Source organism: Gordonia prachuapensis, assembly GCF_036350515.1.
GTDB lineage: Bacteria > Actinomycetota > Actinomycetes > Mycobacteriales > Mycobacteriaceae > Gordonia > Gordonia prachuapensis.
The window spans coordinates 1-25,505 of the sequence record NZ_JAZDUE010000005.1; the positions used below are offsets into that span (position 1 = coordinate 1).

18 protein-coding genes and 1 pseudogene are annotated in these 25,505 nt (G+C 69.0%); 9 read left to right on the top strand and 10 right to left on the bottom strand.

Features of this window, described 5'->3' with window-relative positions; genetic code table 11:
* Window positions 1-200: pseudogene (locus V1Y59_RS07105) on the top strand (IS110 family transposase); the annotation flags it as partial.
* 70 nt (window positions 201-270) lie between these two features.
* Here the strand turns inward: V1Y59_RS07105 and V1Y59_RS07110 are convergent.
* The 4 genes from V1Y59_RS07110 to V1Y59_RS07125 are packed head-to-tail and all read right to left on the bottom strand — an operon-like array spanning window position 271 to window position 4,565.
* The gene (locus V1Y59_RS07110; RefSeq protein ID WP_330504134.1) at window positions 271-531 is read right to left on the bottom strand and encodes an HPr family phosphocarrier protein; all 261 of its coding nucleotides are present in this window, start codon (window positions 529-531) and stop codon (window positions 271-273) included.
* Window positions 532-583: 52 nt separating this feature from the next.
* A complete protein-coding gene (locus V1Y59_RS07115) occupies window positions 584-2,662 on the bottom strand; it encodes a PTS fructose transporter subunit IIABC (RefSeq protein WP_330504135.1) in 2,079 nt (692 codons plus the stop codon).
* Window positions 2,663-2,716: 54 nt separating this feature from the next.
* Window positions 2,717-3,742, bottom strand: a complete 1,026-nt coding sequence (locus tag V1Y59_RS07120) for a 1-phosphofructokinase family hexose kinase (RefSeq protein ID WP_330504136.1) — start codon at window positions 3,740-3,742, stop codon at window positions 2,717-2,719.
* A gap of 52 nt (window positions 3,743-3,794) precedes the next feature.
* The gene (locus V1Y59_RS07125; protein ID WP_330504137.1) at window positions 3,795-4,565 is read right to left on the bottom strand and encodes a DeoR/GlpR family DNA-binding transcription regulator; all 771 of its coding nucleotides are present in this window, start codon (window positions 4,563-4,565) and stop codon (window positions 3,795-3,797) included.
* Window positions 4,566-4,736: 171 nt separating this feature from the next.
* On the opposite strand from V1Y59_RS07125, the gene ptsP reads away from it, so the two are divergent.
* The gene (gene ptsP, locus V1Y59_RS07130) at window positions 4,737-6,407 is read left to right on the top strand and encodes a phosphoenolpyruvate--protein phosphotransferase (protein WP_330504138.1); all 1,671 of its coding nucleotides are present in this window, start codon (window positions 4,737-4,739) and stop codon (window positions 6,405-6,407) included.
* A gap of 15 nt (window positions 6,408-6,422) precedes the next feature.
* Here the strand turns inward: ptsP and lexA are convergent, their stop codons facing one another.
* Window positions 6,423-7,190 (bottom strand): transcriptional repressor LexA, encoded by a 768-nt coding sequence (gene lexA, locus V1Y59_RS07135; protein ID WP_330504139.1) that lies wholly within the window; start codon window positions 7,188-7,190, stop codon window positions 6,423-6,425.
* A 287-nt stretch (window positions 7,191-7,477) separates the two neighbouring features.
* On the opposite strand from lexA, the gene V1Y59_RS07140 reads away from it, so the two are divergent.
* Together V1Y59_RS07140 and nrdR are read left to right on the top strand one after the other, a co-directional pair.
* Window positions 7,478-8,107 carry a LysM peptidoglycan-binding domain-containing protein gene (locus tag V1Y59_RS07140; protein WP_330504140.1) on the top strand — a complete coding sequence of 210 codons (630 nt, stop codon included), beginning with the start codon at window positions 7,478-7,480 and terminating at the stop codon, window positions 8,105-8,107.
* A 103-nt stretch (window positions 8,108-8,210) separates the two neighbouring features.
* The gene (nrdR, locus tag V1Y59_RS07145) at window positions 8,211-8,693 is read left to right on the top strand and encodes a transcriptional regulator NrdR (protein ID WP_330504331.1); all 483 of its coding nucleotides are present in this window, start codon (window positions 8,211-8,213) and stop codon (window positions 8,691-8,693) included.
* Between the two features lie 21 nt (window positions 8,694-8,714).
* Here the strand turns inward: nrdR and hrpA are convergent, their stop codons facing one another.
* The gene (gene hrpA, locus V1Y59_RS07150; protein WP_330504141.1) at window positions 8,715-12,623 is read right to left on the bottom strand and encodes an ATP-dependent RNA helicase HrpA; all 3,909 of its coding nucleotides are present in this window, start codon (window positions 12,621-12,623) and stop codon (window positions 8,715-8,717) included.
* A 109-nt stretch (window positions 12,624-12,732) separates the two neighbouring features.
* Between hrpA and V1Y59_RS07155 the strand changes: the two genes are divergently transcribed.
* A complete protein-coding gene (locus V1Y59_RS07155; RefSeq protein ID WP_330504142.1) occupies window positions 12,733-13,962 on the top strand; it encodes an aminotransferase family protein in 1,230 nt (409 codons plus the stop codon).
* Window positions 13,963-13,998: 36 nt separating this feature from the next.
* On the opposite strand, the gene V1Y59_RS07160 is transcribed toward V1Y59_RS07155, so the two are convergent.
* Both V1Y59_RS07160 and V1Y59_RS07165 read right to left on the bottom strand, forming a co-directional pair.
* Window positions 13,999-16,107, bottom strand: coding sequence for a DEAD/DEAH box helicase (locus V1Y59_RS07160; protein ID WP_330504332.1), 2,109 nt, complete (start codon window positions 16,105-16,107; stop codon window positions 13,999-14,001).
* 41 nt (window positions 16,108-16,148) lie between these two features.
* The gene (locus tag V1Y59_RS07165; protein ID WP_330504143.1) at window positions 16,149-17,126 is read right to left on the bottom strand and encodes a proteasome assembly chaperone family protein; all 978 of its coding nucleotides are present in this window, start codon (window positions 17,124-17,126) and stop codon (window positions 16,149-16,151) included.
* A 396-nt stretch (window positions 17,127-17,522) separates the two neighbouring features.
* Between V1Y59_RS07165 and V1Y59_RS07170 the strand changes: the two genes are divergently transcribed.
* A complete protein-coding gene (locus V1Y59_RS07170) occupies window positions 17,523-18,119 on the top strand; it encodes a hypothetical protein (protein ID WP_330504144.1) in 597 nt (198 codons plus the stop codon).
* Window positions 18,120-18,226: 107 nt separating this feature from the next.
* On the top strand, window positions 18,227-19,330 hold the full coding sequence (locus V1Y59_RS07175) for a DUF4192 domain-containing protein (RefSeq protein WP_330504145.1): 1,104 nt from the start codon (window positions 18,227-18,229) through the stop codon (window positions 19,328-19,330).
* Window positions 19,331-19,348: 18 nt separating this feature from the next.
* Here V1Y59_RS07175 and V1Y59_RS07180 read toward each other — a convergent pair whose 3' ends face one another.
* Entirely contained in the window at window positions 19,349-20,032 is a 684-nt protein-coding gene (locus V1Y59_RS07180) for an iron-dependent transcriptional repressor DtxR (protein ID WP_330504333.1), read from the bottom strand.
* 161 nt (window positions 20,033-20,193) lie between these two features.
* Here V1Y59_RS07180 and V1Y59_RS07185 point away from each other — a divergent pair, with 161 nt between their 5' ends.
* Both V1Y59_RS07185 and V1Y59_RS07190 read left to right on the top strand, forming a co-directional pair.
* Complete coding sequence (locus tag V1Y59_RS07185) at window positions 20,194-21,459, top strand: acetoin utilization protein AcuC (RefSeq protein ID WP_330504146.1); 1,266 nt, start codon at window positions 20,194-20,196, stop codon at window positions 21,457-21,459.
* Window positions 21,460-21,478: 19 nt separating this feature from the next.
* Window positions 21,479-24,322: a bifunctional acetate--CoA ligase family protein/GNAT family N-acetyltransferase gene (locus tag V1Y59_RS07190; RefSeq protein ID WP_330504334.1), complete on the top strand. Its 2,844-nt coding sequence runs from the start codon at window positions 21,479-21,481 to the stop codon at window positions 24,320-24,322.
* Window positions 24,323-24,366: 44 nt separating this feature from the next.
* Here the strand turns inward: V1Y59_RS07190 and V1Y59_RS07195 are convergent, their stop codons facing one another.
* Window positions 24,367-25,386 (bottom strand): sigma-70 family RNA polymerase sigma factor, encoded by a 1,020-nt coding sequence (locus V1Y59_RS07195; RefSeq protein ID WP_330504147.1) that lies wholly within the window; start codon window positions 25,384-25,386, stop codon window positions 24,367-24,369.
* Window positions 25,387-25,505 lie beyond the last annotated feature (119 nt).

Sequence of the window (25,505 nt, forward strand, 5' to 3'; positions counted from 1 at the left end):
CCCAGGCCCACGGAGCCTTCATGCACGACGACGGCGCCCGCGCCTACTACCGCAAACAACGAGCCCGAGACGTCGACCACAACGCCGCGCTACGCCAACTCGCCAACCGCCTCGTCGGCATACTCCATGGCTGCCTAGCCCGCGGTATCCCCTACGACCCCGCCACCGCATGGAAGGACCAAACCCCCGCCGCGGCTTGACATCAAACCTTCAGGGATGTCTCGATCAGCGGGAAAACGCTCCGGTCGTTGCCTGTGGTGATCGACTCGGCTACTCCGCGTCGAGATCCTTTGCGACGAGCGCGGCGATGCTGTCGAGCGTGCCCTGGTCGTCTGCGGTGACCACGACGTTGGTGCCCTTCTCCGCCCCGAGGGTCATGATCATCAGCGCCGAACCGGCGTCGACCGGGTCGCCGCCCTCGAGTGCCAGGGTGACCGTGGCGCCCGAATCCGTGACCGCCTCGGCGATGATCGTCGCGGGCCGGGCGTGCAGACCGACGGCGGACCCGACGGTGACGGTGGTGCTGGGCATGAGATGTCTCCTTTGGTTGTCGTCGTGCTGATCCAGTCTGTCCGAAAACCGCTCAGGCGGGAACGGTTTCGACCTCCTCGAAGCCGGCTGCGTGCTGCCGGTTCACATGCCATTGCTTGGCGGTGATCACGGCGAAGGCACCCAGCGCGGTCCCTGCCGCGAGCGCTACGAGGAACAATACCCAGTTGTTCATCGCGAAGAAGACGAAGATGCCGCCGTGTGGCGCGCGTAGTTCGACGCCGAACGCCATCACGAGTCCGCCGGCCAGCGCTCCGCCGGCCATCATCGAGGGGATGACCCGGAACGGGTCGGTGGCGGCGAACGGGATCGCGCCCTCGGAGATGAACGACGCACCGAGCAGCCAGGCGGCCTTGCCGTTCTCGCGTTCCGGTTCGGTGAACAACTTCGGTCGCAGCACCGTGGCGAGGGCCATCGCCAATGGCGGGACCATACCGGCACACATGACCGCCGCCATGATCTGCAGCTGGGCGACGCCGCCGATCGCCAGGCCCGTCGTCGCGAACAGGTACGCGGCCTTGTTCACCGGTCCGCCGAGGTCGAAGCACATCATCAGGCCGAGAACGACGCCCAGAACGACGGCCGAACCGCCGGACATGCTGTTGAGGCCGTCGGTCATCTGTTCGGTGACCCACGCCAGCGGCTTGCCTAGCAGCATGTACAGCAGGACGCCGATCACCAGACTGCCGATCAGTGGGATGATGACCACGGGTTGTAGTCCGCGTGCCCACTGCGGCAACGGGATTCGTGATATCCACAGGCAAACCACGCCGGCGATGAGGCCACCGACCAGGCCGCCGATGAAGCTGGCGCCGACGGCCACCGACACCAGACCGGCGACGAAACCGGGTGCGATGCCGGGGCGGTCGGCGATCGCGAACGAGATGTAGCCGGCGAGGACCGGCACCAGCATGCCCATGGCCAGGGAGCCGACCGCGAACAGCACGGCGCCGATGTACTGCCCGAGCCCGCCGGCCGGTAGATCCCACAGACTGTTGTTGAGCGCGATGAAGGCGCCGTCACTCATCCCGCCCTCGGCGTCGAGGGTGCTGTTCGCGATCTCGTACCCACCGAGGAACGGCAGGAATCCCAGCGCGATCAGCAACCCGCCGGCGGCGACGAACGGGATCATGTAACTGACGCCGGTCATCAGGGCCTGGCGGGTCTGTCCGCCGAGGCCGACGCCCCCGCCGCCGGTCGCCGCTGCGTCGGCGGTACCGTCGTCGTCACCGCCACTGACCACCGTTGCCGACGGATTCTGCGATGCGGCAACGGCTTCGGCGATCATCGCGTCGGGTTCGTTGATGGCCCGCTTGACCCCGGAGGCGATTACCGGTTTGCCGCGGAATCGGTCCTTGCCCTTCACACCGACGTCGGTCGCGAAGATCACCGCGTCGGCGTCGGCGATGACCTGCGGATCGAACGCGGTGGTCGCGGACGAACCCTGTGTCTCGACATGAAAGTCGACGTCGGCCCGTTCTGCTGCGTACTTGAGCGCATCGGCGGCCATGTAGGTGTGCGCGATGCCCGTCGGACACGCCGTGATCGCCACGACCGAACGACGCTTCGCACCCTGATCCGTCGCTGCGGCACCTGCCGAGCCCGCGCCGGTCGCGGCCGCGCCGGCCGCGGCAGGGGCCTGCTCCGACTCCGCCGGCCGGGGATTGATGGCCTCGTCCACGAGTTGCACGACGCGCTCGTCGGTCTCGGCCTCGCGCAGCGAAGCGACGAAGTCGGGCCGGACCAGTGAACGTGCCAGGGAGCTCAGGAGTTTCATATGCTCGGATGCCCCGCCTTCGGGCGCGGCGATCAAGAACACGAGGTCGGCGGGACCGTCGGGTGCGCCGAAGTCGACCTTGTGCGACAGTCGCGCCATCGCGAGGCCGGCCTCCGTCACCGACTCGGCCCGGGCGTGCGGGATGGCGATGCCGCCGGGAAGCCCGGTGGCCGATTTCGCCTCGCGTTCGAGGGCGCCGCGGGCGAGCACCGCCGCATCGGTGGTGCGGCCGGCGTCGGCGAGCGCGTCGGCGAGGTAGCCGATCACGGCTGCCGGGTCCTCGCCGGCATCCACGTCGAGTCGCACCGTTTGAGGTGTGATGATCTGTTCTGACATCGGGGGTTCCTTCTCGGGGTCTTCCTTGGGGAATCGGTGGTGGCAGGGTGCGGGTCAGCCGGCGCGAGGTGACCCGGTGAGCTCGGTGACATGGACGTGGGACAGGTCGAGTTGCTCGGGCGCCGGCGGTCGTGTGCCGGGTAGGGCGGTCGCCGCCGAGCCGTACGCGACCGCGGTGCGCAGACGCTCGGGTTCCGCTGCGCCACGACTCTCGGCGATCAGATATCCGGTCAGCGCGGCATCGCCGGCGCCGACAGTGCTGCGCGGCACGATGGGGGGCGGGGCCGCGAACCACGAACCGGTCGCCGTGACGAGAAGAGCGCCCGCCGCGCCGAGCGTCGCGAGGATCGCCGCGCCGGTCCGCTCCACCAGTTGGCCGGCGGCCTCGATCAGTGGGGCGTGGTCGCCCTGAGCGGTAGCCGCCGAGAGCTGTGCAGCGTCGGCGCCGACCGCCTCGGCGAGTTCCTCGTCGTTGGGTTTGAGGAGGTCGACCCGGCCGGTGACCGCCGCTGCCAGGGGTGCACCCGAGGTATCCACGGCCACAAGGCATCCCGAATCGGCCAGGGCGTCGACGACGGTGCGGTACCAGTTGGCGGGCAATCCGGGCGGCAATGAACCGCACAGGGCGACCCATCGTGCCCCCCGGGCGTTCTCGAGGACGAGGTCGGCGAGTCGGCGTGCCTGGGTGTCGTCCAGCACGAAGCCGGGGGCGTTGATCTTCGTGGTCGTGCCGTCGGGATCGGCCACCGTGATGTTCGAACGGACCTCCCCGTCGATCGGCAAGGCGAGGTAGGGGAGAGAGACGTCGTCGAGCGCGGTGAGCAGCGGGTCGCCGGCGCGTGCCGGCAGGATCGCGCGGGTCGGGACTCCGGCAGCGGCGGCGACCCGCGCGACATTGACACCTTTACCGCCCGGCTCGGCAAGCGCCGTCCGGGCGCGTTGCACGGCGCCGTGCGTGAGTGGCGCCGACAACTCCAGCGTGCGGTCGAGACTCGGGTTCGCGGTGACGGTGAGGATCGTCGGGGCCGCGTCGGCGTCGGCGGAGACGGGAGCGAACGGGTCGGGCCGGGATGCGGTCATGAGGTGCCTCTCGTCGGACGGTCGTGCAGTGGCTCTTCTGGCTGTCGCGTGGTCATGCGATCACCGTTTCGATCCCTTTGTCGGTGAGCTCAGCGGTGGTCGCCGAGTCGATGCCCCGGTCGGTGATCAGCACGTCGATGTCCGTCAGGTCGGCGAACGACATCAGGTCCTCGTGCCCGAACTTCGACGAGTCGGCGAGCACGACGACGCGATCGGCGCTGCGGCAGATCGCCGCCTTCACAGCGGCTTCGTCGGGATCCGGGGTGGACAGGCCGTGCGCGGTGCTGATCCCGTTGGTTCCCACGAATGCGGTCGAGACGCGCAGTCGGGCCAGCGCCTCGACGGTTGCGGCGCCGACCATGGCCTGGGTGAGTCCACGTACCCGCCCGCCGAGGATGTGCAGGTTGTCGCCCATGAGGCCGGCCAGTGAGGCAGCGATCGGGATGCTGTGGGTGACCAGGGTCAGCCGGCGATCCCGCGGAAAGGCAAGCGCCGCCTGATAGGTCGTGGTTCCCGCGTCGAAGAAGACCGAACCGCCGGCCTCGGGGAGGAATCGGATGGCGGTGCGTCCGATTGCCAGCTTCTGGTCGGTGTGCGACCTCTGCCGCTCATCGATGCCCTGCTCGACGGTGACCGGTGTGGCGCCCGGTCGGACGGCGCCGCCGTGGACTCTCTGCACGTGACCGGTGCGTTCCAACGCGGCGAGGTCACGCCGGACCGTCTCGCTGGTGACGTCGAACAGCGCGGTCAGTTCGGCGACCGACGCGCGGCCGTCCACGCGGACCCGATCGGCGATCGCCTGCTGTCGTTCCTCGGCGTACACGTGACCCTCACCTGTTGGTTTTCCTGCGTTTGTGATGTTGATGTATCTGTGTTTACGCCTGTTTGTGTTGACAAGTCAAGCGTTTCTTGTAACTTGAATCACAACGGAGACTCTGGGCGGCTGAGACGCATAATTGATGGGTCACGCCCGTCGACCACAGTGAGGATTTCGGTGGAGCACACACACGTATTGAGCGGAACACCGGTAGTCGCAGGACATGCCTATGCGCCGACCGTGTGGCCCGGTGAACGACCCGTGTACGACCCGGCGACTGCGGCACCGGTCCCCGACGAGGAACGCGAAGTGGAGACCAAACGGTTCACCGACGCCGCGGCCACAGTGGCCGCACGATTGCGGGAGCGGGCATCTCATGCGTCCGGTGCCGCGGCGGAGGTGCTGTCGGCGACTGCCGGCCTGGCCGAGGACCGTGGCTGGGTGGGCGCGGCATCGGGGCTGATCGCCAAGGGGAGCACGGCACCGGCGGCCGCGGTGCTCGCCACCGAGCAGTTCGCGGCGATGTTCACCAAGCTCGGTGGCCTGATGGCCGAGCGGGTCACCGATCTGAACGACGTCCGCGACCGCGTCGTCGCCGAACTGCTGGGCGTCCCCGAGCCCGGTGTCCCCGAACCCGACGAGCCGTCGGTCCTTCTCGCCGACGACCTCGCACCGGCCGACACCGCGGGACTGGACCCCGCGAAGATCACCGCGCTCGTCACAAGGCTGGGCGGGCCCACCAGCCACACCGCGATCATCGCCCGCCAGCTCGGCATCCCTTGCGTGGTGGCGGTTTCGGGCCTCGCCGAGGTGGCTGCGGGGACCCCCGTGCTCGTGGACGGGACGGCCGGCACCCTGGAGGTCGAACCGGATGCCGCCGAGGCGACAGCGCAGGTCGAGGAGAGCCGGCGGATGGCGGCACTCGTCGCGAACTGGTCCGGGCCCGGGCAGACCGCGGACGGACGGCACGTCAGCGTGCTCGCCAATGTCGCCGACGGAACGTCGGCGCGCACCGCGATGAAGTATCCGGTCGAGGGCGTCGGTCTGTTCCGGACGGAGCTGGCCTTCCTGGATCGCTCGGATGCGCCGTCGGTGGAGGAGCAGACCGGTCTCTACCGTGAGGTTCTCGAGGCGTTTGCCGGGCAGAAGGTCGTCATCCGCACGCTCGACGCCGGCTCCGACAAACCGCTGAAGTTCGTCACGCAACTCGATGAGGCCAACCCGGCGCTCGGCGTCCGCGGTAACCGGATCGCCGGTGAGCATCCGGACATCCGGACGGCCCAGCTGGATGCGATCGCCGCGGCCGCGCAGGGCCGCGAGCCCATTCCGTGGGTCATGGCGCCGATGATCGCCTCCGCCGCGGAGGCCGCCGAGTTCGCCGCGCCCGTCCGGGAGCGCGGCTTGGTCGCCGGGGTGATGGTGGAGGTGCCCGCTGCGGCGATCCTCGCCGAAGCCATTCTCGCGGAGGTGGATTTCGTCTCGATCGGGACCAACGACCTCACGCAGTACACGATGGCGGCGGATCGCATGTCGGCGGAACTCGCGGCCCTGACCGACCCGTGGCAGCCGGCCGTTCTCGCGCTCATCGCGCGGGTGGCAAGAGCGGGCCAGGAGGTCGACAAGCCGGTCGGCGTGTGCGGCGAGGCGGCCGCCGATCCGCTACTCGCTTGTGTCCTCGTCGGACTCGGTGTGACGTCGCTGTCGTCGGCGCCCGCAGCGGCGGCGGCAGTAGGCGCACGATTGGCGCAGACCACTACGGAACAGTGCCGGGCCGCCGCCGACGCGGCGCTGGCCACCTCGGACCCGGCGGCCGCGCGGGCGGCTGCGACCGCGGCCCTGGAGAGCTGACCGCCGGGCGCGACCTCAGACGCGGCGCATCACGGTGACGACCTTGCCGAGGATCGCGGCATCGTCACCGGGGATGGGTTCGAAGAGTTCGTTGTGCGGCATGAGCCAGACGTGACCGTCCTTGCGCTTGAACGTCTTCACCGTCGCCTCGCCGTCGATCATCGCGGCGACGATGTCGCCGTTGTCGGCAACGCTCTGCTGCCGGACGACCACCCAGTCCCCGTCGCAGATCGCCGCGTCGATCATCGACTCGCCGACGACGCGTAGCAGGAACAGCGACCCCTCGCCGACGAGTTCGCGGGGGAGGGGGAACACGTCTTCGACGGCCTCTTCGGCGAGGATGGGGCCGCCGGCCGCGATTCGTCCGAGTACCGGGACGAACGTCGGAGTGGGCAGGTCATCGTTCTCGGCCGCAGCAGACGTGCCGCCCGGCGGGACGTGCTGGTCGCCGTCCTGGATGTTGACCGCGCGGGGCCGATTGGCATCGCGTTTGAGCAGGCCCTTGCGTTCGAGAGTGCGCAGCTGGTGTGCGACCGAGGACGTCGACGTGAGTCCGACGGCGTCCCCGATCTCGCGGATGCTCGGCGGATAGCCGCGTTCGCGGACCGACGCACGGATGTACTCGAGGACCCCGCGCTGGCGGGGGGTGAGGCTCGCTTCCGCGGCCGCGGGGTCGACAGCCGGGTCGGAATCCGACGGTCCGGTTGCCGTGTCGGGTCGATCGATCCCGCGGGCGGCGCCGCGCCGTCCACCGGACCTGTTTCCACCGGCCCTGTCAGTCATCTGCGTAGTCCTTTCTGTCGAGCACCCGGCGGTGCCGGGCACTGCGGTTCCGGACGCTTCGGGGCGAACTCCTCGATGCCACTGTTCGGTTGCACTGGTCGGTTGCACTGTTCGGTTGCACTGTTCGATCCCGCTGATCGAGACCCGGCTGCTGTTCTGTGTCCCGCTGTTTTGTGTGTGCTGCTGTCTTGTTCCTGCTGCCGACAGTAATCGAACATTCCCGGTTGTTCAAACATGTGTTCGACGTGTGTCGAGACTTTGTCGGAGTGTCGTGTTAGGTTTCGAACATGCGTTCCATCGAACACGTGATCGATCACGATGTCGATCCCGGTGAGCCGGTGGGGCCCGATCCGTATCCGCACTCGATCAGGAGGACACGTTCGATGAGCACCGCGACGATCAGCACCACGACGATCAGCACGACAGAACTGATTCAGCCCGGCCGGCAGTCCGTCGGGAACCCGCACCGTGCGGGCCGGGTCGGGGCGCCGGTCACCCGCCCGCCGCGACGGGGCGCTCACACGCCGGTTCGTCCGGCCGATCGCCGACCCGTCGGTCAGCCGGCGCGTCCGGGGACGCATGTCGCCGGCACGCGTTGTGACGCACCGGTGGTGGACCGGACCGTCATCGCGCGCCGACGAGCCACAGCCGCTTCCGTCCTCGTCGGTGCCGCACTCGCGCTGATGGTGTGGGTCGTCGCGATCGTCGGCTCCGACTACGCGGCCTCGGTCGAGCCGGCCCCGGTGGGTACCGAGGTCGTGCATGTCCGGCAAGGCGATTCGCTGAGTACGATCGCGGACCGGGTCGCCCCGGGTGTGCCACGGGACGCGGTGATCGCGCAGATCGTCGAGCGCAACGATCTGTCGAGTTCGGGCCTGCGTGTGGGGCAGGCGTTGGTCGCCCCCGCGTACCGCTGAGACCCGGGCGGTATCCTCGATGGCACAGGGTCCGGCCGGGAACCGGCACGGCGTGGCGGGTATCCGGTGCGCCGTTGTGTCCCGAGACGTGCGTGAGGACGACATGCGCTGCCCGTTTTGCAGGTACGAAGACACCAAGGTCGTCGACTCGCGTGTCGCCGACGAGGGGCAGGCGATCCGACGGCGCCGGTCGTGCGCGAGCTGTGGTCGCCGATTCTCGACGGTGGAGAGCGCGGTGCTGTCGGTGGTGAAGCGCAACGGCGTCACCGAGCCGTTCAGTCGCGAGAAGGTGATGCGCGGTGTCCGACGCGCCTGCCAGGGCCGAGACGTCGCCGAGGATGCGCTCGCGCAACTCGCACAGCAGGTCGAGGACGCGGTCCGGGCATCTGGATCTGCCGAGATCCCCAGCAACGAGGTGGGGCTCGCCATCCTCGGGCCGCTGCGCGACCTCGACGAGGTCGCCTATCTCCGCTTCGCGTCGGTGTACCGGTCGTTCGATTCGCTCGAGGACTTCCAGCGTGAGATCGATGATCTACAAGGCGATCTCACCCACCGGAAGACGTCGCGGGCCTCGGTGACCGAATAGTCACGAGACCGCCGGCGCGGCTCATCTGAACGCGTCCAGTGCCCGGATGGCGCGTTTCTCCGAGATCGGCCGCGCGGTGCCGAGTCGCTGTGCGAACAGTCCGACCCGCAACTCCTCGACCAGCCAGTGGGCGTGTTCGTCGAGCGCGGCACGACGTCCGGGTGATAGCTGCGCGCCGCGCTGGTTCCAGTGCGCGACGACGCGGTCGACGGCGGCCAGGCCGTCGCGGTCACGTGCAGCGGCGGCCGGCAGCTCGGTGAGGCGTTCGATCGCCGCGTCGAGGTACCGGGGCACGTGGACCAGATGGTCGCGGGAGGTGGCCGCGACGAAGCCGTCGAAGACGAGGTTCTCGAGCTGGTCGGCGACGTCATCGGCGGCAACGGATCCGCTCAGTCGATCGATCTGTGCCCGCAGGGGTGCCACTCGCCGGAGCGCGTCGGTGGCGAGCACGAAGTAGTCGGGGGCCGCGTCGCTCACCGCAGGTCGCAGCTCGTCGCGGAGACGATCGAATTCCGCGGCCGACCCGACGCGTTCGAGACGATCGGTGGCGGCGACGTCGCGGATCGCGCGACGGGTGCAGTCGGCGACCAGGTCGTCAGGGTGCCGATACGGGCTCTGGCTCAACGCGAGTCGACCGGGCGCGTCGAGCGTTGCGGTGATCTTGCGCGTCAGGCCGGGAAGAGCGTTGTCCAGCAGTACCCCCACCGCCTCGGCGTGCCGTCGGTTGCGTTCGCCCGCGGTGGCGACGTCGGTGCGGATCACCCCGATCGGGTGGCCGTCGCCGTCGCGCGCGACCTCCAGGCCGGTGTGCCGCGTGACCGTCTGCCCAGCCACGGTGGCGGTGTCCGTGGGGGCGATCTCGCCGATGCCGTCGGCCGTCCACTCCGTGAATATCCGGACGGGCGTGGGCTTCTGGTCGTCGGCGAACCGCTTCTTCAACGCGGCCAGCGACTTTCCGCTCGCCAGCACGGCGCCGTTCCTATCAGCGACCGCGAAGTTCATGGTGAGGTGCGGTGGGATCCGGTCGGGCGCGAAATCGCGTGGGGCCACCGTCATGGTCGTGATGGCGGACAACTCCCGGGCCAGTCCCGTGATGAGTGGCTCCGATCGGGGTGTGAGCCGGGAGAGGGCGAGGTCGGCGAATCGCTGCGCGGGCGCCATCGACTTGCGGAGCGCCTTGGGTAGCGATTTCACCAGCTCCGTCGCCAGTTCGCTCCGCAGTCCCGGCACCGACCAGTCGAACCCCGATGTCCGCACATGGTCGAGTAGCGGCCGTGGGATCACCACGGTGACCCCGTCGTCCGGTGCACCGGGCTCGAATCGGTAGCGCAGCTCGAGGCGGGTGTCACCCTGCTGCCACGCGCCGGGGAAATCGGTGTCGGCAACGGCCACGTCGGTCGCGACGTCCTCGGGGTGCAGGTCGAGCAGTTCGGGGTTCTCGCGTTGGGCCTTCTTCCACCACGTGTCGAAGTGCCGCGCAGAGACCACATCGTCGCCGACGCGGGCGTCGTAGAAGTCGAAAAGTTGCTGTTCGCTGATCACGACATCCCGGCGGCGGGCACGGTGTTCCACATCTGCCGCCGCCTCGAGGAGTTCCCGATTGCGGTGGAAGAAGGCGTGGTCCGTGCGCCAGTCGCCTTCGACGAGGGCATGACGCAGGAACATCTCCCGCGAGGTCGCGGGATCGATCGCGCCGAACTGCACTCGCCGCTTCGCGACCAGCGTGACTCCGTAGAGCGTCACCCGTTCGTAGGCCATCGCCGATCCGCGTTTGGCCGACCAGTGCGGTTCGCTGTGGCTTCGCCGGACCAGGTCGCCGGCCAGTTTCTCCGCCCAGAGCGGGTCGACACCCGCGACCGTGTGTGCGAACAGCCGTGAGGTCTCGACGATCTCGGCCGCCATGATGAACGGCGGAGGTTTGCGGGCGAGCGCCGAGCCGGGAAAGATCGCCAGGCTGGTGTTGCGGGCGCCCAGGAAATCTCGCGAATCACCCTGCCGGGCGGCGATGTTGCCGAGCAGGCCGGCGAGGATGGCGCGGTGGATCGCGTCGGCGTCGCGCTCGGTGGCGGTGGTCGTCCAGTCCAGGTCGCCGACGATGCGGGACAGCTGCCGGTGGAGTTCCTGCCATTCGCGGATGCGCAGGAAATGCAGGAACTCGCGTTCGCAATTGCGGCGGAACTGGTTGCCGGACAACTCCTTACGCTTCTCAGCCAAGTAGTCCCACAGCTCGAGGTAGGCGAGGAATTCCGAACCCGGGACGGCGAACCGCCGGTGGGCGGCGTCGGCGGCCTCCCGATGTTCCGACGGGCGCTCGCGCACGTCGGGGATGGACAGTGCGGCAGCGATCACCAGGACGTGATCGAGACATCCTCCGTCATGCGCGGCGATGAGCATGCGGGCGAGTCTCGGGTCCACCGGGATCCGTGCCATCTGGCGGCCGATGGGTGTGAGAACGGGCTCGTGGTCGTCGCGCCGGGTCTCCCGGATCGCGCCGAGTTCGGCGAGGACCGCCATGCCGTCCCGGATCGCGCGCGCGTCCGGTGGCTGCACGAACGGGAACTGCGACACGTCCCCGAGCTTCAGCGCCGCCATCTGCAGGATGACCGCAGCGAGGTTGGTACGCAGGATCTCCGGGTCGGTGAATGCGGTCCGGGTGTCGAAGTCGTCCTCGGCGTAGAGGCGGATGCAGACGCCCGGGGCGACGCGGCCACATCGGCCGGCACGCTGTCGGGCGCTCGCCTGCGAGATGGGTTCGACCGGGAGCCGGTTCACCTTGGAGCGCGTGGAGTATCGCGAGATGCGCGCGGTCCCGGTGTCGATCACGTAGCGGATGCCGGGGACGGTGAGCGACGTCTCGGCGACGTTGGTGGCCAACACGATCCGGCGTCCGGAGGAGGGGGAGAACACCCGCTGCTGATCGGCGATCGACAACCGGGCGAACAGCGGGACGATCTCGGCACCTGCCGAGGCCCGGTGTCGCAGGGCGTCGGCGGTTTCCCGGATGTCGCGTTCGGTGGGGAGGAACACCAGGATGTCGCCGCTGCGATGTGATGACCACAGTTCACCGATGGCGGTGTCGATCGCCTGCGCCTGGTCGAGATCGCGGTGGTCGTTGTCGGGGTCGCGGGCATCGCCGAACGGGCGATAGCGGACCTCCACGGGATAGGTGCGGCCGGAGACCTCGAGGATGGGGACCTCGGCACCGCCGACGGCATCGGCGAAATGGCGGGCGAAGCGATCCGGTTCGATGGTCGCGGAGGTGATGATCACCTTGAGATCGGGCCGACGCGGAAGCAGGCGTTTGAGATACCCGAGGATGAAATCGATGTTGAGGCTGCGTTCGTGCGCCTCGTCGATGATGAGGGTGTCGTAGTGGCGCAGCAGGGGATCGGTGCCGATCTCCCGCAGCAGGATGCCGTCGGTCATGACCTTGACCAGGGTGTCGGCGCCGGCACGGTCGGTGAACCGCACCGAGAAGCCGATCGCGTCGCCCACCTCGGTGCCGGTCTCGTCGGCGATGCGGCGCGCCACCGAACTCGCCGCGATCCGTCGCGGTTGGGTGTGACCGATCGCGCCACGCACGCCGCGCCCGATCTGCATGCAGATCTTGGGCAGCTGTGTCGTCTTTCCCGAACCCGTCTCGCCGGCGATGACCACCACCTGATGCTCGGCGATCGCCGCGGCGATCTCGTCCCGCGCATCCGACACCGGGAGCTCGGGCGGGAACTCCAGGGCGGGGATCGTCGCCCGGCGTCGTTCGATCCGCGAGCGGGCCGTGGCCACGTCCGCACAGAGCCGATCCCACGCCGCCGGTGCGGGCCGCCGTCCCAGCTTGTCGAGGCGACGACGAAGCTTGTGCGCATCGACGATCGTGAGGTCGTCGAGCGTCTCGAGCAGGGCGCGACGGTCGGCGGCGGTCGGGGCGGACATGATCTGTCCAGGATATGCGGTGGTGTTCAGTGGCCCCGACCACATCCTTGTGCGCCGCGAGTGGCGACCTGGTTCTCGGGACGTCGGTGGCGCCCGGCATCATTGGCGCATGGCAGGTTCACTCTGGCACGGTTTCGCCGACATGGGATCGGTCACCGCGAACGGACCGTTCGTGGTGACCCGCGGCAAGGGCACCCGGATCTGGGACTCGACAGGTCGTGAATACCTCGACGCGACTGCGGGCCTGTGGTTCACCAACATCGGGCACGGCCGCACCGAGGTGGCGCAGGCGGTTGCCGATCAACTCGGGCGGATTGCGCACTACTCGGGTTTCGGCGACCTCACCGCTGATGTGACCGCCGAGCTCGCGGATCGGCTCGCCTCGATCGCGCCGGTCGCCGACAGCAAGATCTTTTTCACGTCCGGAGGCAGCGACTCCGTCGACACAGCGGCGAAACTGGCGCGGCGCTACTGGCACGAGGTCGGCAAGCCGGACAAGAACATCATCGTCGGACGCACCAAGGCCTATCACGGGATGCATGTCGCCGGGACGGCCCTGGCGGGCATCCCCGGCAACCGTGAGGGCTACGGAGAGCTGATGCCTGATGCCGAGTCCGTGGAGTGGGACAACGCCAAGAGCCTGCTCGGACTGATCGAGCGACTGGGTGCCGATCGCATCGCCGCGTTCTTCTGCGAACCGATCATCGGTGCCGGCGGCATCTACCTGCCGCCGGAGGGCTACCTCGCCGAGGTGCGTCAGATCTGCCGTGACCACGACGTGCTGTTCGTGGCCGACGAGGTGGTCACCGGTTTCGGCCGCATCGGCGGCGACAGCTGGTTCGCGTCCGCCCGCTTCGATCTGCAGCCGGACATGATGACCACCGCGAAGGGTCTGACCTCCGGGTATGTCCCGATGGGCGCAGTGTTCATCGCCCCGCGCATCGCCGAGCCGTTCTACGCCGGTGGGGTCTGGTGGCGGCACGGGTACACCTACGGCGGGCACGCCGGCGCTGCTGCTGCCGCGATGGCCAACCTCGACATCATCGAGCGGGAGGGCCTGTTGGGCGAGGCCGCTCGCCTGGAATCCGACCTCGCCACGGCGTTGGGGCCGCTGGCGGAGCTGGATTCGGTGGCCGAGGTCCGGACCGGCCTGGGTGCGGTGACCGCGGTGCAACTCGCGGATCCGGCTCAGGCGCCCGCGATGATCGGCCGGTTGCGTGAGCACGGGGTGAGTGGGCGCGCCGCCGGGCAGGGGGCGTTGCAGATATCGCCGGCGTTCGTCATGACCACCGACGAGGTCGGTGAGCTGGCCGCGAGGATGCGGGCCGCACTGAGCTGATCGCCGGTGCACGGTTCCAGCGCGGTGACCGCTGTGTCACACGTCGGCGTGGGTGAGTTGTTCCCATTCGTCGACCAGGCTGGAGTCCACCGCGCGGACCATGGCACCGACGTGCTCGGTGATCTCGGCGACCTCCGGGGTCAGCACGGTGTTCGGAAGTCCTTGGCGCAGTACGCGGTAGCAGTCCGACAGATACCGCAACAGCACGCCCTCGCTGCGGGCGAGTCCGTAGACGGAGATGAGTTCGGTGAACGTCATCGACCGTTCCAGCATCTCGCGTAGCACCGATTTGGGGGAGGGCGGGTACGAACTCACCCAGGGGTGGCCACGGCGGTAGACGGAGAACGCGAACTCGATCTCGTCGAGCAGTGGTCGCGGCCAGCTGATCTCCTCGAGTCGGGCCATTCGCTCCTCGTACTCGACCCCGTCGGCCTTCATCTCGGCCAACGCGGCGTCGCGCGCCGACCTGCGCTGCGCGAACAACAACGGGCGCGGATCCTCGAGTGTCGATTCGAGGACGGAGACGACGTCGAGGGCATAGGACGACGATTCCGGATCGAGGATCCCGAAGGCCGCGAGCGCGAACGACGACAGCGGGTTGGTCAGCGCGAAATTCTCCGGCATGTCCACCGACAGCGTGACGTTCTTGCCGTCGGCGTCCGGGGCGTCGAGCTGGACCACGATCCCCGAATCCCGAAGACCGCGGAACAGTTCGATGGTGTGCCGGATGTGCCGGAGCTGGCGGCTGCGTGGTTCGTGGTTGTCCTCCAGGAGGTGTCGCACCGCGGCGAAACAGTCACCCGGACGCGCCAACACCTCCATCAGGATGGCCGTGGTCATGCGGAAATGGGAGCGCAACGGTTCGTCCGGCGCGTCGACCAATTGCGTGAACGTCTTCTCACCCCACGACACGAAACCTTCCGGGGGCTTCTTGCGCACCAGCTTGCGCAGCTTCTTCGGGTCGTCGCCGGCCTTGGCGACCGCGCGCGCGTTCTCGACGTCGTGCTCGGGCGCCTGCACGACGACGTAACCCACGGTGTCGAATCCGGCTCGTCCGGCACGTCCGGCGATCTGATGGAACTCGCGCGCACGCAGCCGGCGTACCCGGGTCCCGTCGTACTTGCTCAGGCCCGCGAACAGGACGGTCCGGATCGGTACGTTGATGCCGACCCCGAGTGTGTCGGTGCCGGCGATCACCTTCAGCAGCCCCTGCTGCGCGAGCCGCTCCACGAGCCGCCGATACCGCGGCAGCATCCCGGCGTGGTGGACGCCGATACCGGCCCGCAGCAGCTTCGACAGGGTGGCGCCGAAACCGGTGTGGAAGCGGAAATCTCCGATGGCGTCGGCGATCGCGGCGCGTTCGGTCTTGTCGGCGATCTTGACCGACGTCAGGGCCTGCGCCCGCTCGACCGCGGCGGCCTGGGTGAAGTGCACCACGTAGATCGGTGCCCGACCGGCCGCGATGAGTTCTTCGATGGTCTCGTGGATCGGGGTGATCGCGTAGCTGTGGTCGAGGGGGACGGGGCGTTCGGTGCCGGTGACGGCAGCGGTGTCGCGCCCGGACCGTCGTGTCAGGTCGTCGACGAAGAACGATGTGTCGCCGAGAGTGGCCGACATCAGCAGAAACTGGGTGTGGGGCAACTCGATGAGCGGCACCTGCCACGCCCACCCGCGGTCGGATTCGCCGTAGTAGTGGAACTCGTCGGCGACCAAGGACCCGATGTCGCTGCGACTGCCGTCGCGCAGCGCCAGATTGGCCACGATCTCCGCGGTCGCGCAGATGATGGGTGCGTCGGCGTTGACCGCGGCGTCGCCGGTCAGCAAGCCGACCTCCTCGGCGCCGAAGGTGGCGCACAGGTCGAAGAACTTCTCGCTGACCAGGGCCTTGATGGGAGCCGTGTAGTAGGCGCGCTCACCGCGGCAGCGCGCGAAGTAGATGGCGCCTGCGGCGACCAATGACTTGCCCGAGCCGGTCGGGGTCGCCAGGATCACGTTGTTGCCCGCGATCAGTTCGAGCAGCGACTCCTCCTGATGCGGGTACAGCTCGATGCCGCGGTCGTTCCACCAGCCGGTGAAGACGTCGAAGGCGGCGTCCTCTTCCGCGACCGGGACGAGGTGACCGGGACCGGTCGGCCCCGGATTCAGATGTGCTGCACCCGTTCCGGTGTCATCCAGGTCCGGCCCACTCAGGTCGGTGATGGCGAACCGCCCGGTTCGTCGCCGTCGCCGGAGTCGTCGTCGCGGGTCTGCTCGGCGAGGAACCGTTCGAGTTCGGCGCCGAGTTCGTCGCCGGTCGGCAGATCGGCCTCGGCGGCCAGCAGGGACGACCGCTCGGCCTGAGCCTGGGTGAAGGTGTCGTACTGGGACTCGAGGGCCGCGACCACCTGTTCGATCTCGGTGTTGCCCTCGACCTCCTTGTCGACCTGTTCACGGACCTTCGAGGCGGCGTTGTCGAGGGCCGCGACGGGGATCTGCAGGCCGGTGAGCTCGCCGACGGCGCTGAGCAGCCGGGCCGACGCCGCGGGGTAGTCGGTCTGCGAGAGGTAGTGCGGCACATGCACCGACAGGCCGGCCGCGTGGTAGTCGCGTTGGCTCATCCGCAGTTCGAGCAGCATCGACGCACTGGCCGGCAACTTCATCGCCGAACCCCACCGGGGCAGGTCGCCGAGACGTTCGATGTCGTTGCCGTGCGCGGTGATCGACGCGGGACGCGTGTGCGGCACCGCCATCGGGATCGCGTTCAGTCCGATCACGTCGGTGACGCCGAAATGCTCGACGAGCCGACGAACGGCCTCGACGAACTGCTCCCAGCGCAGATCCGGTTCGGCGCCGGCCAGCAGCAGGAACGGCCGCCCGGCGGTGTCGCGGACCGCGTGCATGGTCAGCGAGGGCATCTCCATGTCGGTGAACGTGTTCCCGTCGAAGCTGACGGTGGGTCGCCGGGACCGGTAGTCGACCAGCTCGTCGGTGGAGAACGTGGCGACGAGCTCGGAGTCCAGCGCGTCACGCAGGTGGCGTGCCGCCAGGGCCACCGCATGCCCCGCGTCGGCAAATCCCTCCAGGGCGTGGACCAGTACCGGTCCCGCGCCCTCCTCGTTCGAGACCTGGGGGGCGGGAAATTCCAGCGAGTACAGCGCGCTGTGCTCGGCGGACCGCTCGTCCATGGTCGTGCCTCCTCGTGTCGGGTCTGTCGATTCTCTCGCATCGGTGGTGTGCGGGGCCAATCCGCCGCCTCATCCAGTGCCGACGCGAGGTCTGATCGTTTCAACAACCTCGCCTCGAGGTCGATTCCCGAGCTCCTGATCACGAGCCTCTGATCACCGAGCCGGAGATCACCGGCGCCGCCGGACCGCTCGACGGGGTGTCGTGACCCGGGCGCGTCGCGATCGGTGGCACAGTAGACCGTTGTGATCGGATCCGTGCGCCGTGAGGTCGGGATGTCGTGGGGTGGCAGGCGTCCGAAACTGCCGCGGCACCCGATGCTGACGAGGACAAGCCGACCGACGCGATGGGGGCCGGCCCTCATCGTCGCGCTGTCGTTGCTGGTGGGAGGCTGTTCCGTGGACGGTGAAGCGACCTCCGGTGGCCGCCAGGACCTGTCGCCGCTCGCGGTCGCACCCGCGGACTTCCCGGCGGGCACGGCGACACGCCTACCCGCGCCGGCCGTCCCCGCTGCGCTGGCCGACCTCACCGGCCGTCCGCTGCACGGCAGTGTTGATCCGGCCGACTGCACTCCACATGAGGTGCCCGCCGATGGCGCGGCGATCCTCGTCGGCCCGGACCCGGCGACGTCCACGGCGACATTCACCGCGGCTGTGGTCCACGTCGACGACAGACTCGCGGAGGTCACGGAGCTGGCGGGCCGATGTCCGCGCACCACCACCGGTGCCGCCCCGACCGCGACGTCCACCGTGCTCACCGAGGTGATGCCCGCACCGGACCGCGGGTCGGTCGACACGTCGGCCCTGCGCCGACGGCTGACGACCGGTGGCGGTGAGGCGCCGCTGATCACCGCCACCACCACCTTGCTGGCCCAGCAGGACGGAATCCGGGTGATCGTCGAGTACCGGCAACAGGGTGCCGGGCCGATGACTGCCGAGACCGGCGCAGAGCTCGATGCGCTGTTCGACAGGGCGGTGACCGCCGCGTTCGGCTGACCGGCAACGGTCAGGCGGCCCAGGGCAGACTGTGGATCGCCGACCGGAGTTGTCCACACCCCGATTCGTGGGATGGCGTGGGTTGTCCTGGACCCGAGGATGGGCGTATGTCACCTTCCGCACGCTCCCGTCCACTGCATCCGTCGGCGCTGTTGACGGCGCTGCCGGGCATGATCGGCTTCATCCCCGAACGGTCCCTGATCCTGCTGGCATTCGGCGACGACCCCGGGACGATCAATACGTCGATGCGCCACGACCTGATCCTCGACGAGAACGGCGAGCTCGTCGACGCCCTGGTCTCGGTGCTCGACGGGCTCGCCGATGTGTGCCTGCGCAACGAGGTGCGGTCCGTCGTCGCCGTCGTGGTGGACGATCGCCATCCGATCTCCGACGCCCGGTACCGGCGCGTCTGCGAGGTCGCCGATGCACGTTTCGCCGCTGTCGGCGGCATCTGCGCCGGATTCGTCGTCGGCACGGTCGCCGAAAACGCGCGCTGGCAACGGGTATGGGTCACCGCGGGAGCAGCACCGTCCATCTCGCCGGTCTCGCCGTCGGATCTGTCGAGCGGCCGGATCGGGGACCCGCACACGAGTCCGACGGCGGTGCGACGGACGGTGCGGACCGGGCGCCGGGTGCTGGCTCATCGCGAGGAGATGGAGGAGATGTTGCGGCCGCTGCCGCATTGTGTCGGTCCGCACGACGGCGGCGGGAGCCCGGCGCGCCTGCGTGTCGTGGACGACCCCGACGACGGGGTCCTGCTGCGTGAGATCCTCGATCAGGTGCTTGCGCGGGCCGTGCCGTCGGCGGTACCGGACCTCGACTGCGCCACGGTCACCCGCCTCGGCGAGGCGTTGCTACGGCTGCCGGTCAGGGATGCGGCGATGTCGTTCGCGGACACCGACCTGCGCCACGCGGCGGAATCGCTGTGGCGCGAGCTCGCCCGGCGCCTGACCGGGCGGAGCCGGGCAAGTGCGGCGACGATGCTCGCCTACCAGCATTACGTCGACGGCGAAGGGGGATACGCCGGGGTCGCACTCGACTGCGCGCTGAACGCCGACCCGGAGTGGTCGCTGGCGATCCTGCTCGACCGGGCGCTACGCGGCGGGTTACCTCCCGATTCGATGCGCGCGATGATCCCCATGTGCCGTGACGTCGCCACGACTCTCGGTGTGGTGATGCCCGACCCGAGTGTGGAGCGTGAGGTGGGTTGAGATCCCCTCGTCGCGGGATCAGACCTTCTCGACGAACACCGAGTGCGCCATCTCCTCGGCGAGTTCGAGGCCTTCGTGGCCCGGCGAGTTCACCACCGCGCGCCCGGGGCTGATGGTCACCGTCACGCGGGCATTGGGCACCACGCCCGCCTCGCGTAGCTCGCTGATCAGAGCGGCGTCGGACTGAGCGTGCTCGGACAGGCGTCGGACGATGACGACCACCGGCGCGCCCTGCGGCAGGTCGGACAGGCGGGTGGCGCCGTCGGTGGCCGGGGCATGGGCCACACCGAGCTGATCGAGTCCGGGGATCGGGTTGCCGTAGGGCGACGTGGTCGGGTTGTCCAGGACGGTGAGGAGGCGTCGTTCGACGTTCTCGCTCATCACGTGCTCCCAGCGGCAGGCCTCCTCGTGGACCTGATCCCACGGCATGCCGATGACGTCGACCAGCAGGCGCTCGGCGAGGCGGTGCTTGCGCATCACCGCGATCGCCAGTTCGCGACCCTTGTCGGTCAATTCCAGATGGCGATCCCCGGCGACGTGCAGCAGACCGTCACGCTCCATGCGGGCCACCGTCTGTGACACGGTGGGGCCGCTCTGCTCCAGCCTCTCGGCGATACGCGCGCGCAGGGGGACGATGCCTTCCTCTTCGAGGTCATAGATCGTCCGCAAGTACATCTCGGTGGTGTCGACCAGATCGTTCACGGTACGCAGTCCCTTCGTCTCCACCAAGGGTACCTTGACGTCCCGGTGTCCCACGCCCCCAGCGTGTCGCGAATCCGCAGCCCAGGACGTGCCCCGGGAGGCGAACCGTGGCGTGTCGGCGAACCCAGCCGGTTCGTGGGCGGAAGCACTAGCCTGGGACCGTGACTCCGAGCACGAGCGACGAAGCGGCGGCGGTCATCTGGAGCGAGGACTTCCTGAGCTACAAGTGGGCCCACACGCACCCGATGAATCCCGTCCGACTGGCCCTGACCATGACACTCGCGCAGAGTCTCGGCATCCTCGACGGCGTGGACAGCCGGGCGCCGCTCGACATCGACGACTCGGCGCTGACCGTGGTGCACTCGACCGAGTACATCGACGCCGTGCGGGCGGTCGGATCGGGAACCGCGTCGTTGTCCGGCCCGCTGCTCGAGCGTCTCTTCGGCCTCGGCGACGCCGACAACCCGGTGTTCGACGGCATGCACGAGGCGGCGCGTCTGCTCGTCGGTGGAACCCTGGCGGCGGCGCAGGCGGTGGGGTCGGGTTCGGTGCGGCGAGCCGTGAACATCAGCGGCGGAATGCATCACGCCATGAAGGCCAGGGCGGCGGGCTTCTGCATCTACAACGACTGCGCGGTGGCGATCCGCTGGCTGCTCGACAACGGATTCGACCGGATCGCCTATGTCGACATCGATGCCCACCACGGCGACGGTGTGCAGGTCGAGTTCGCTGCGGACCCGCGCGTGCTGACGGTGTCGCTGCACCAGCACCCGGCGACGTTGTGGCCGGGTACGGGGTGGCCGACCGAGGTGGGTGACGGAGACGCCGCCGGCACCGCGGTCAACGTCGCGCTCATGCCGGATGTGGCCGACCGTCTGTGGCTGCGGGCCTTTCACGCGGTGGTCCCGTCGGTTCTGGACCAGTTCCGGCCGCAGATCCTGATCAGCCAGTGCGGCGTGGACAGTCATCGGGCGGACCCGCTGACCGACCTGTCACTCACCGTGGACGGCCAGCGCGCGGCGATGCAGGCGATGCGCGACCTGGCCGAGAAGTACTGCGAGGGACGATGGATCGCGGTGGGCGGCGGTGGGTACGGCGTGGTCGACGTGGTGCCGCGCAGCTGGACCCATCTGTTGGCCGTCGTGCTGGACCGTGACGTGGCCGTGGACACCGAGATCAACGAATCGTGGTGTGCCACAGCCGGGCAGATCGCCCAGACCGTGCACTCCGATTACTCACGGGCGCCGGTCGGGGTGATGGGTGACGGTGGTGACGTCGACTACGTCGCCTGGGATGGTGACACCGGCCAGGACCCACCCGACGGTGTGAGTGGCTCCGCGCAACGTCAGACCGACCGCGCGATACTGGCGACCCGGCGAGCGGTGTACCCGCTGCACGGTCTCGACCCGGAGGATCCTCGTGACTGACCAGGACCAGACCGAGAAGGTGCCGGATGCCGATGCGGCATCGGCGGATCCGGGTGCGGTGGCCGAGCAGCCGCGGCCGCGCGATCCCTGGGACTATCCGCGGCACTGGATCGCCGACGTCCTCGCCTCGGACGGCGGAGTGGTGCATCTGCGGCCGATCGTGCCCGACGATGCCGACCGCGTGGTGCGGTTTCACTCCAGCCTGTCCGAGCGGACGCGCTATATGCGCTACTTCGGACCCACCCCCACCCTGCCGCCGCGCGAACTGGCGCGGATGACCACCGTCGACTACCAGAAGCGGGTGGCACTCGTCGCCGTGCTGGGCGGCGACATCATCGCCATCGGTCTCTACGAGGGACTGGGGTTCGACGGCAAGCCGGAATCGGCGGAGGTGGCCTTCGTCGTCGCCGATGACCATCAGGGCCGGGGGCTGGGTCCCATCCTGCTGGAGCACCTCGCCGGGGCCGCGGCCGAGAACGGCTTCACCCGATTCGAGGCCGAGGTGCTCAGCGAGAACCCGAACATGGTCGCGGTGTTCCGGGACGCCGGGTATCAACTGTCCCGGAGTTTCGACGGCAGCACGGTGCACGTCGAGTTCCTGATCGACCCGACCGAGGCGCTGATGTCGGTGCGCAACGGGCGGGAGCGAGCCTCCGAGGCGCGGAGCGTCGCCAATCTGCTCAGGCCGTCGTCGGTCGCCGTGATCGGGGCGTCGACCGACCCGAAGAAGGTCGGAAACGCATTGCTGGCCAACATCATCGCCGGTGGATTCACCGGTCCGGTGTTCCCGGTGAACGGCCCGGCCCCGACGGATGACGCGGCCGAGGACCCGGGCAGCGGGCCCGGCGGCTCGGGTCCCGGACGATCGTCACCGGCGCAGCGTCGGGGGCACCCACGCCCGCCGTCGGTGCGCGGCATCCGGGCCTATCGCACGGTCCGCGATGTCCCGGACCCAGTCGACCTCGCGGTGGTGGCGGTGCCGGCCGCGATCGTCGACGACGTGCTCGACGACTGTCTGGTCAAGGGTGTACGCACCCTCGTCGTCGTCTCGTCCGGTTTCGGCGAGAGCGGTGAGGCGGGCCTGGAGAGCGAGCGTCGGCTGCTCGAGCAGATCCGCGAGCACGGCATGCGCCTCGTGGGTCCGAATGCACTCGGGGTGGCCAACAACAGCGGGTCGATCGCCTTGAACGCCACGTTGGCGCCGCGCATCCCGGCCGCGGGGCGCGTTGGCTTCTTCTGCCAGTCCGGCGCGCTCGGCATCGCGATCCTGGACACCGCCGCTCGTCGTCAGATCGGGTTGTCGACGTTCGTGTCGGCCGGCAATCGCGCCGACGTGTCCGGCAACGACCTGCTGCAGTACTGGGACACCGACACCGACACCGACGTCGTCCTGCTCTACCTGGAGAGTTTCGGTAACCCGCGCAAGTTCTCCCGGATCGCCCGTCGGGTCTCGCGGTCGAAACCGATCGTCGCGGTCAAGGCGGGCAAGGGCGCGATGACCGCGGCCCGTGCCGAGCGGTCGTCGGCGGCCAACCTCGACGACCAGATCGCCCAGATGGTGCTGGATCAGGCGGGTGTCATCCAGGTCCATACCATCTCCGAACTCTTCGACTGCGCAACGATCTTCGCCTACCAGCCGATCCCGCGCGGACCGCGCACCCGCATCATCGGCAACTCGTCGGTGCTGGGCAGCCTGGCCGCCGACACGGCACGCAGCGGCGGCCTCGAGGTCACCGACACGATCGACCTGGGGGCCGGTGCCACCGAGGACGAGTTCGAGACCGCTGTCACCGCGGCGATGCGCGATCCCGAGGTGGATGCGGTGCTCGTGGTGTTCGTGCCACCTGTGGCAGTCGACGCCGACTGGCATGCCCGGGCGCTGATGGCGGCGGCCACCACACCCGATGCCGACGGACCCAAACCGATCGTGACCACGTTCCTGGCCGTCGAGGGCATACCGCCCGGTTTGATGAAGCCCGGGCCGAACGGGTTGCCGCAGCGTGGTTCCATTCCGTCGTACGGAAGCCCCGAGCGGGCGGCCAATGCGCTGGCGCGCTCCTGGCAGTACGCCCGCTGGACGCAGCGTCCCGAGTCGGAGGTCCATCGGCCCGACGGCACCGACCCGGAGGCCGCGCGAACGTTCGTCCGGGAGGTCATGGCCGATGCGCCCGACGATCCGTCCGCCGGACCTGGCCGCACGCTCGGACCGCGGGAGTCGGCGACGCTGCTGCGGTGGTACGGCATCGGCGTCGTGCCGTTCGAGGAGGTCGGCACCATGCACGAGGCCGCCGCCGCGGCCGACCGCCTCGGATTCCCGGTGGCGGTGAAGGCGACATCGGAGACCTGGCGCGGCCGGCTGGACCGTGAGGGCGCCCGGCTCGACCTCCCGGACGCGACGGCAGTGATCACGGCGTTCTCCGAGCTGAGCGGCCTCACCGGCGACAGCGTGCTCCACGTGCAGAAGATGGCTCCGAAGGGGATCGGGACCACCGTCCGCGTCCGCGACGACAAGTCGTTCGGCTCGCTGATCTCGTTCGGTCTGTCCGGACGCACCTTTGAACTGCTCGGTGACCACGGGTATCGGGCGATTCCGCTGTCGCCACTGGACGCCACCGAACTGCTCGACGAGCCGAGGTCGGCGCCGCTGCTCACGGGCTACGCGGGGGAGCCGCCCGTCGACCGCGCCGCCCTCACCGATCTGCTGACGCGGATCTCCACATTGGTCGACGACATCCCCGAGGTCCGCGAGGTGCACTGCGATCCGATCCTGGCCTCCCCGGACGGTGTGGCCGTGCTGAGTGCGGTGATACGCGTCGGTCCGGTGCCCACACGTGCGGACACCGGACCGAGACGATTGAGTTAGTCACCGACTGACCTGGCACCGACGCGCGGCACCAGGACCGGAGATCAGCTGGCGTAGGCGCGGAGGCGCTCCGCGCGTTCGCCCTGACGTAGCTTGCCCATGACCTCGCGTTCGATCTGCCGGACACGTTCGCGCGACAGCCCGAACATCCGGCCGATCTGATCGAGTGTTCGCGGCTGACCGTCGTCGAGGCCGTAGCGCATCCGGATCACCTGCTGCTCACGCTCGTCGAGAGTGGACAGCACCGAGCGGATGTCGGAGTGGAGGAGTCCGGCGATGACCGCGTTCTCCGCCGACGTGGCCTCGGCGTCCTCGATGAAGTCGCCGAGCGGTGCCTCCTCGTCACTGCCCACCGGCATGTCGAGGCTGACCGGATCACGGCTGTGATCGAGGAGATCGGCGATCTTCTCGGCCGGGATGCCCGACTCGTTGGCCAGTTCGTCGTCGGTGGCCTCACGGCCGAGCTGCTGGTGCAGTTCCCGCTTGATGCGGGCCAGTTTGTTGACCTGCTCGACGAGGTGGACGGGCAGGCGGATCGTGCGGCTCTGGTCGGCCATGCCGCGGGTGATCGCCTGACGGATCCACCAGGTGGCGTAGGTCGAGAACTTGAAGCCCTTCGCGTAGTCGAATTTCTCCATCGCACGGATCAGGCCGAGGTTGCCCTCCTGGATGAGGTCGAGCAGGGGCATGCCGCGACCGGTGTAGCGCTTCGCGAGCGAGACGACGAGGCGGAGGTTGGCCTCGAGCAGATGTGCACGCGCGTACTCGCCCTCGCGGACGATGACGGCGAGGTCACGCTTCTTGGTCGCCGACAGCCGCTTCTTGGTGGCCAGCAGGTGCTTGGCATAGAGGCCCGCCTCGATCTGCTTGGCCAGTTCGACCTCCTGCTCCGCGTTGAGCAGAGCGGTGCGGCCGATGCCGTTGAGATAGACGCGGACAAGGTCGGCGGCCGGGGATTGGGCGTCGAGATCCTGCTCCGTCATCGCGGGGCGAAGGGTGCTTGTGGCGGGATCGTCTGCGACTCCGATAGTCGTGGTCGGGCGTGCAACTGTCGAGCGTGACATTCGGCCTCCTGACTTGAGTGCGTACACCGGGTTCAACGCGAACAGATGGGCGAAAGTTCCCGGGAGCGTCCGGTGCGTCCATCGCCCGGATACGGACTGAGCTGCCGGTTTGCCGACAG

Bases quoted from the DNA above. Each gene is read 5' to 3' on its own strand.
- V1Y59_RS07110 (WP_330504134.1), bottom strand. From the start codon at position 531: ATGCCCAGCACCACCGTCACCGTCGGGTCCGCCGTCGGTCTGCACGCC.
- V1Y59_RS07115 (WP_330504135.1), bottom strand. From the start codon at position 2,662: ATGTCAGAACAGATCATCACACCTCAAACGGTGCGACTCGACGTGGAT.
- V1Y59_RS07120 (WP_330504136.1), bottom strand. From the start codon at position 3,742: ATGACCGCATCCCGGCCCGACCCGTTCGCTCCCGTCTCCGCCGACGCC.
- lexA (WP_330504139.1), bottom strand. From the start codon at position 7,190: ATGACTGACAGGGCCGGTGGAAACAGGTCCGGTGGACGGCGCGGCGCC.
- V1Y59_RS07140 (WP_330504140.1), top strand. From the start codon at position 7,478: ATGCGTTCCATCGAACACGTGATCGATCACGATGTCGATCCCGGTGAG.
- nrdR (WP_330504331.1), top strand. From the start codon at position 8,211: ATGCGCTGCCCGTTTTGCAGGTACGAAGACACCAAGGTCGTCGACTCG.
- hrpA (WP_330504141.1), bottom strand. From the start codon at position 12,623: ATGTCCGCCCCGACCGCCGCCGACCGTCGCGCCCTGCTCGAGACGCTC.
- V1Y59_RS07155 (WP_330504142.1), top strand. From the start codon at position 12,733: ATGGCAGGTTCACTCTGGCACGGTTTCGCCGACATGGGATCGGTCACC.
- V1Y59_RS07165 (WP_330504143.1), bottom strand. From the start codon at position 17,126: ATGGACGAGCGGTCCGCCGAGCACAGCGCGCTGTACTCGCTGGAATTT.
- V1Y59_RS07175 (WP_330504145.1), top strand. From the start codon at position 18,227: ATGTCACCTTCCGCACGCTCCCGTCCACTGCATCCGTCGGCGCTGTTG.
- V1Y59_RS07195 (WP_330504147.1), bottom strand. From the start codon at position 25,386: ATGTCACGCTCGACAGTTGCACGCCCGACCACGACTATCGGAGTCGCA.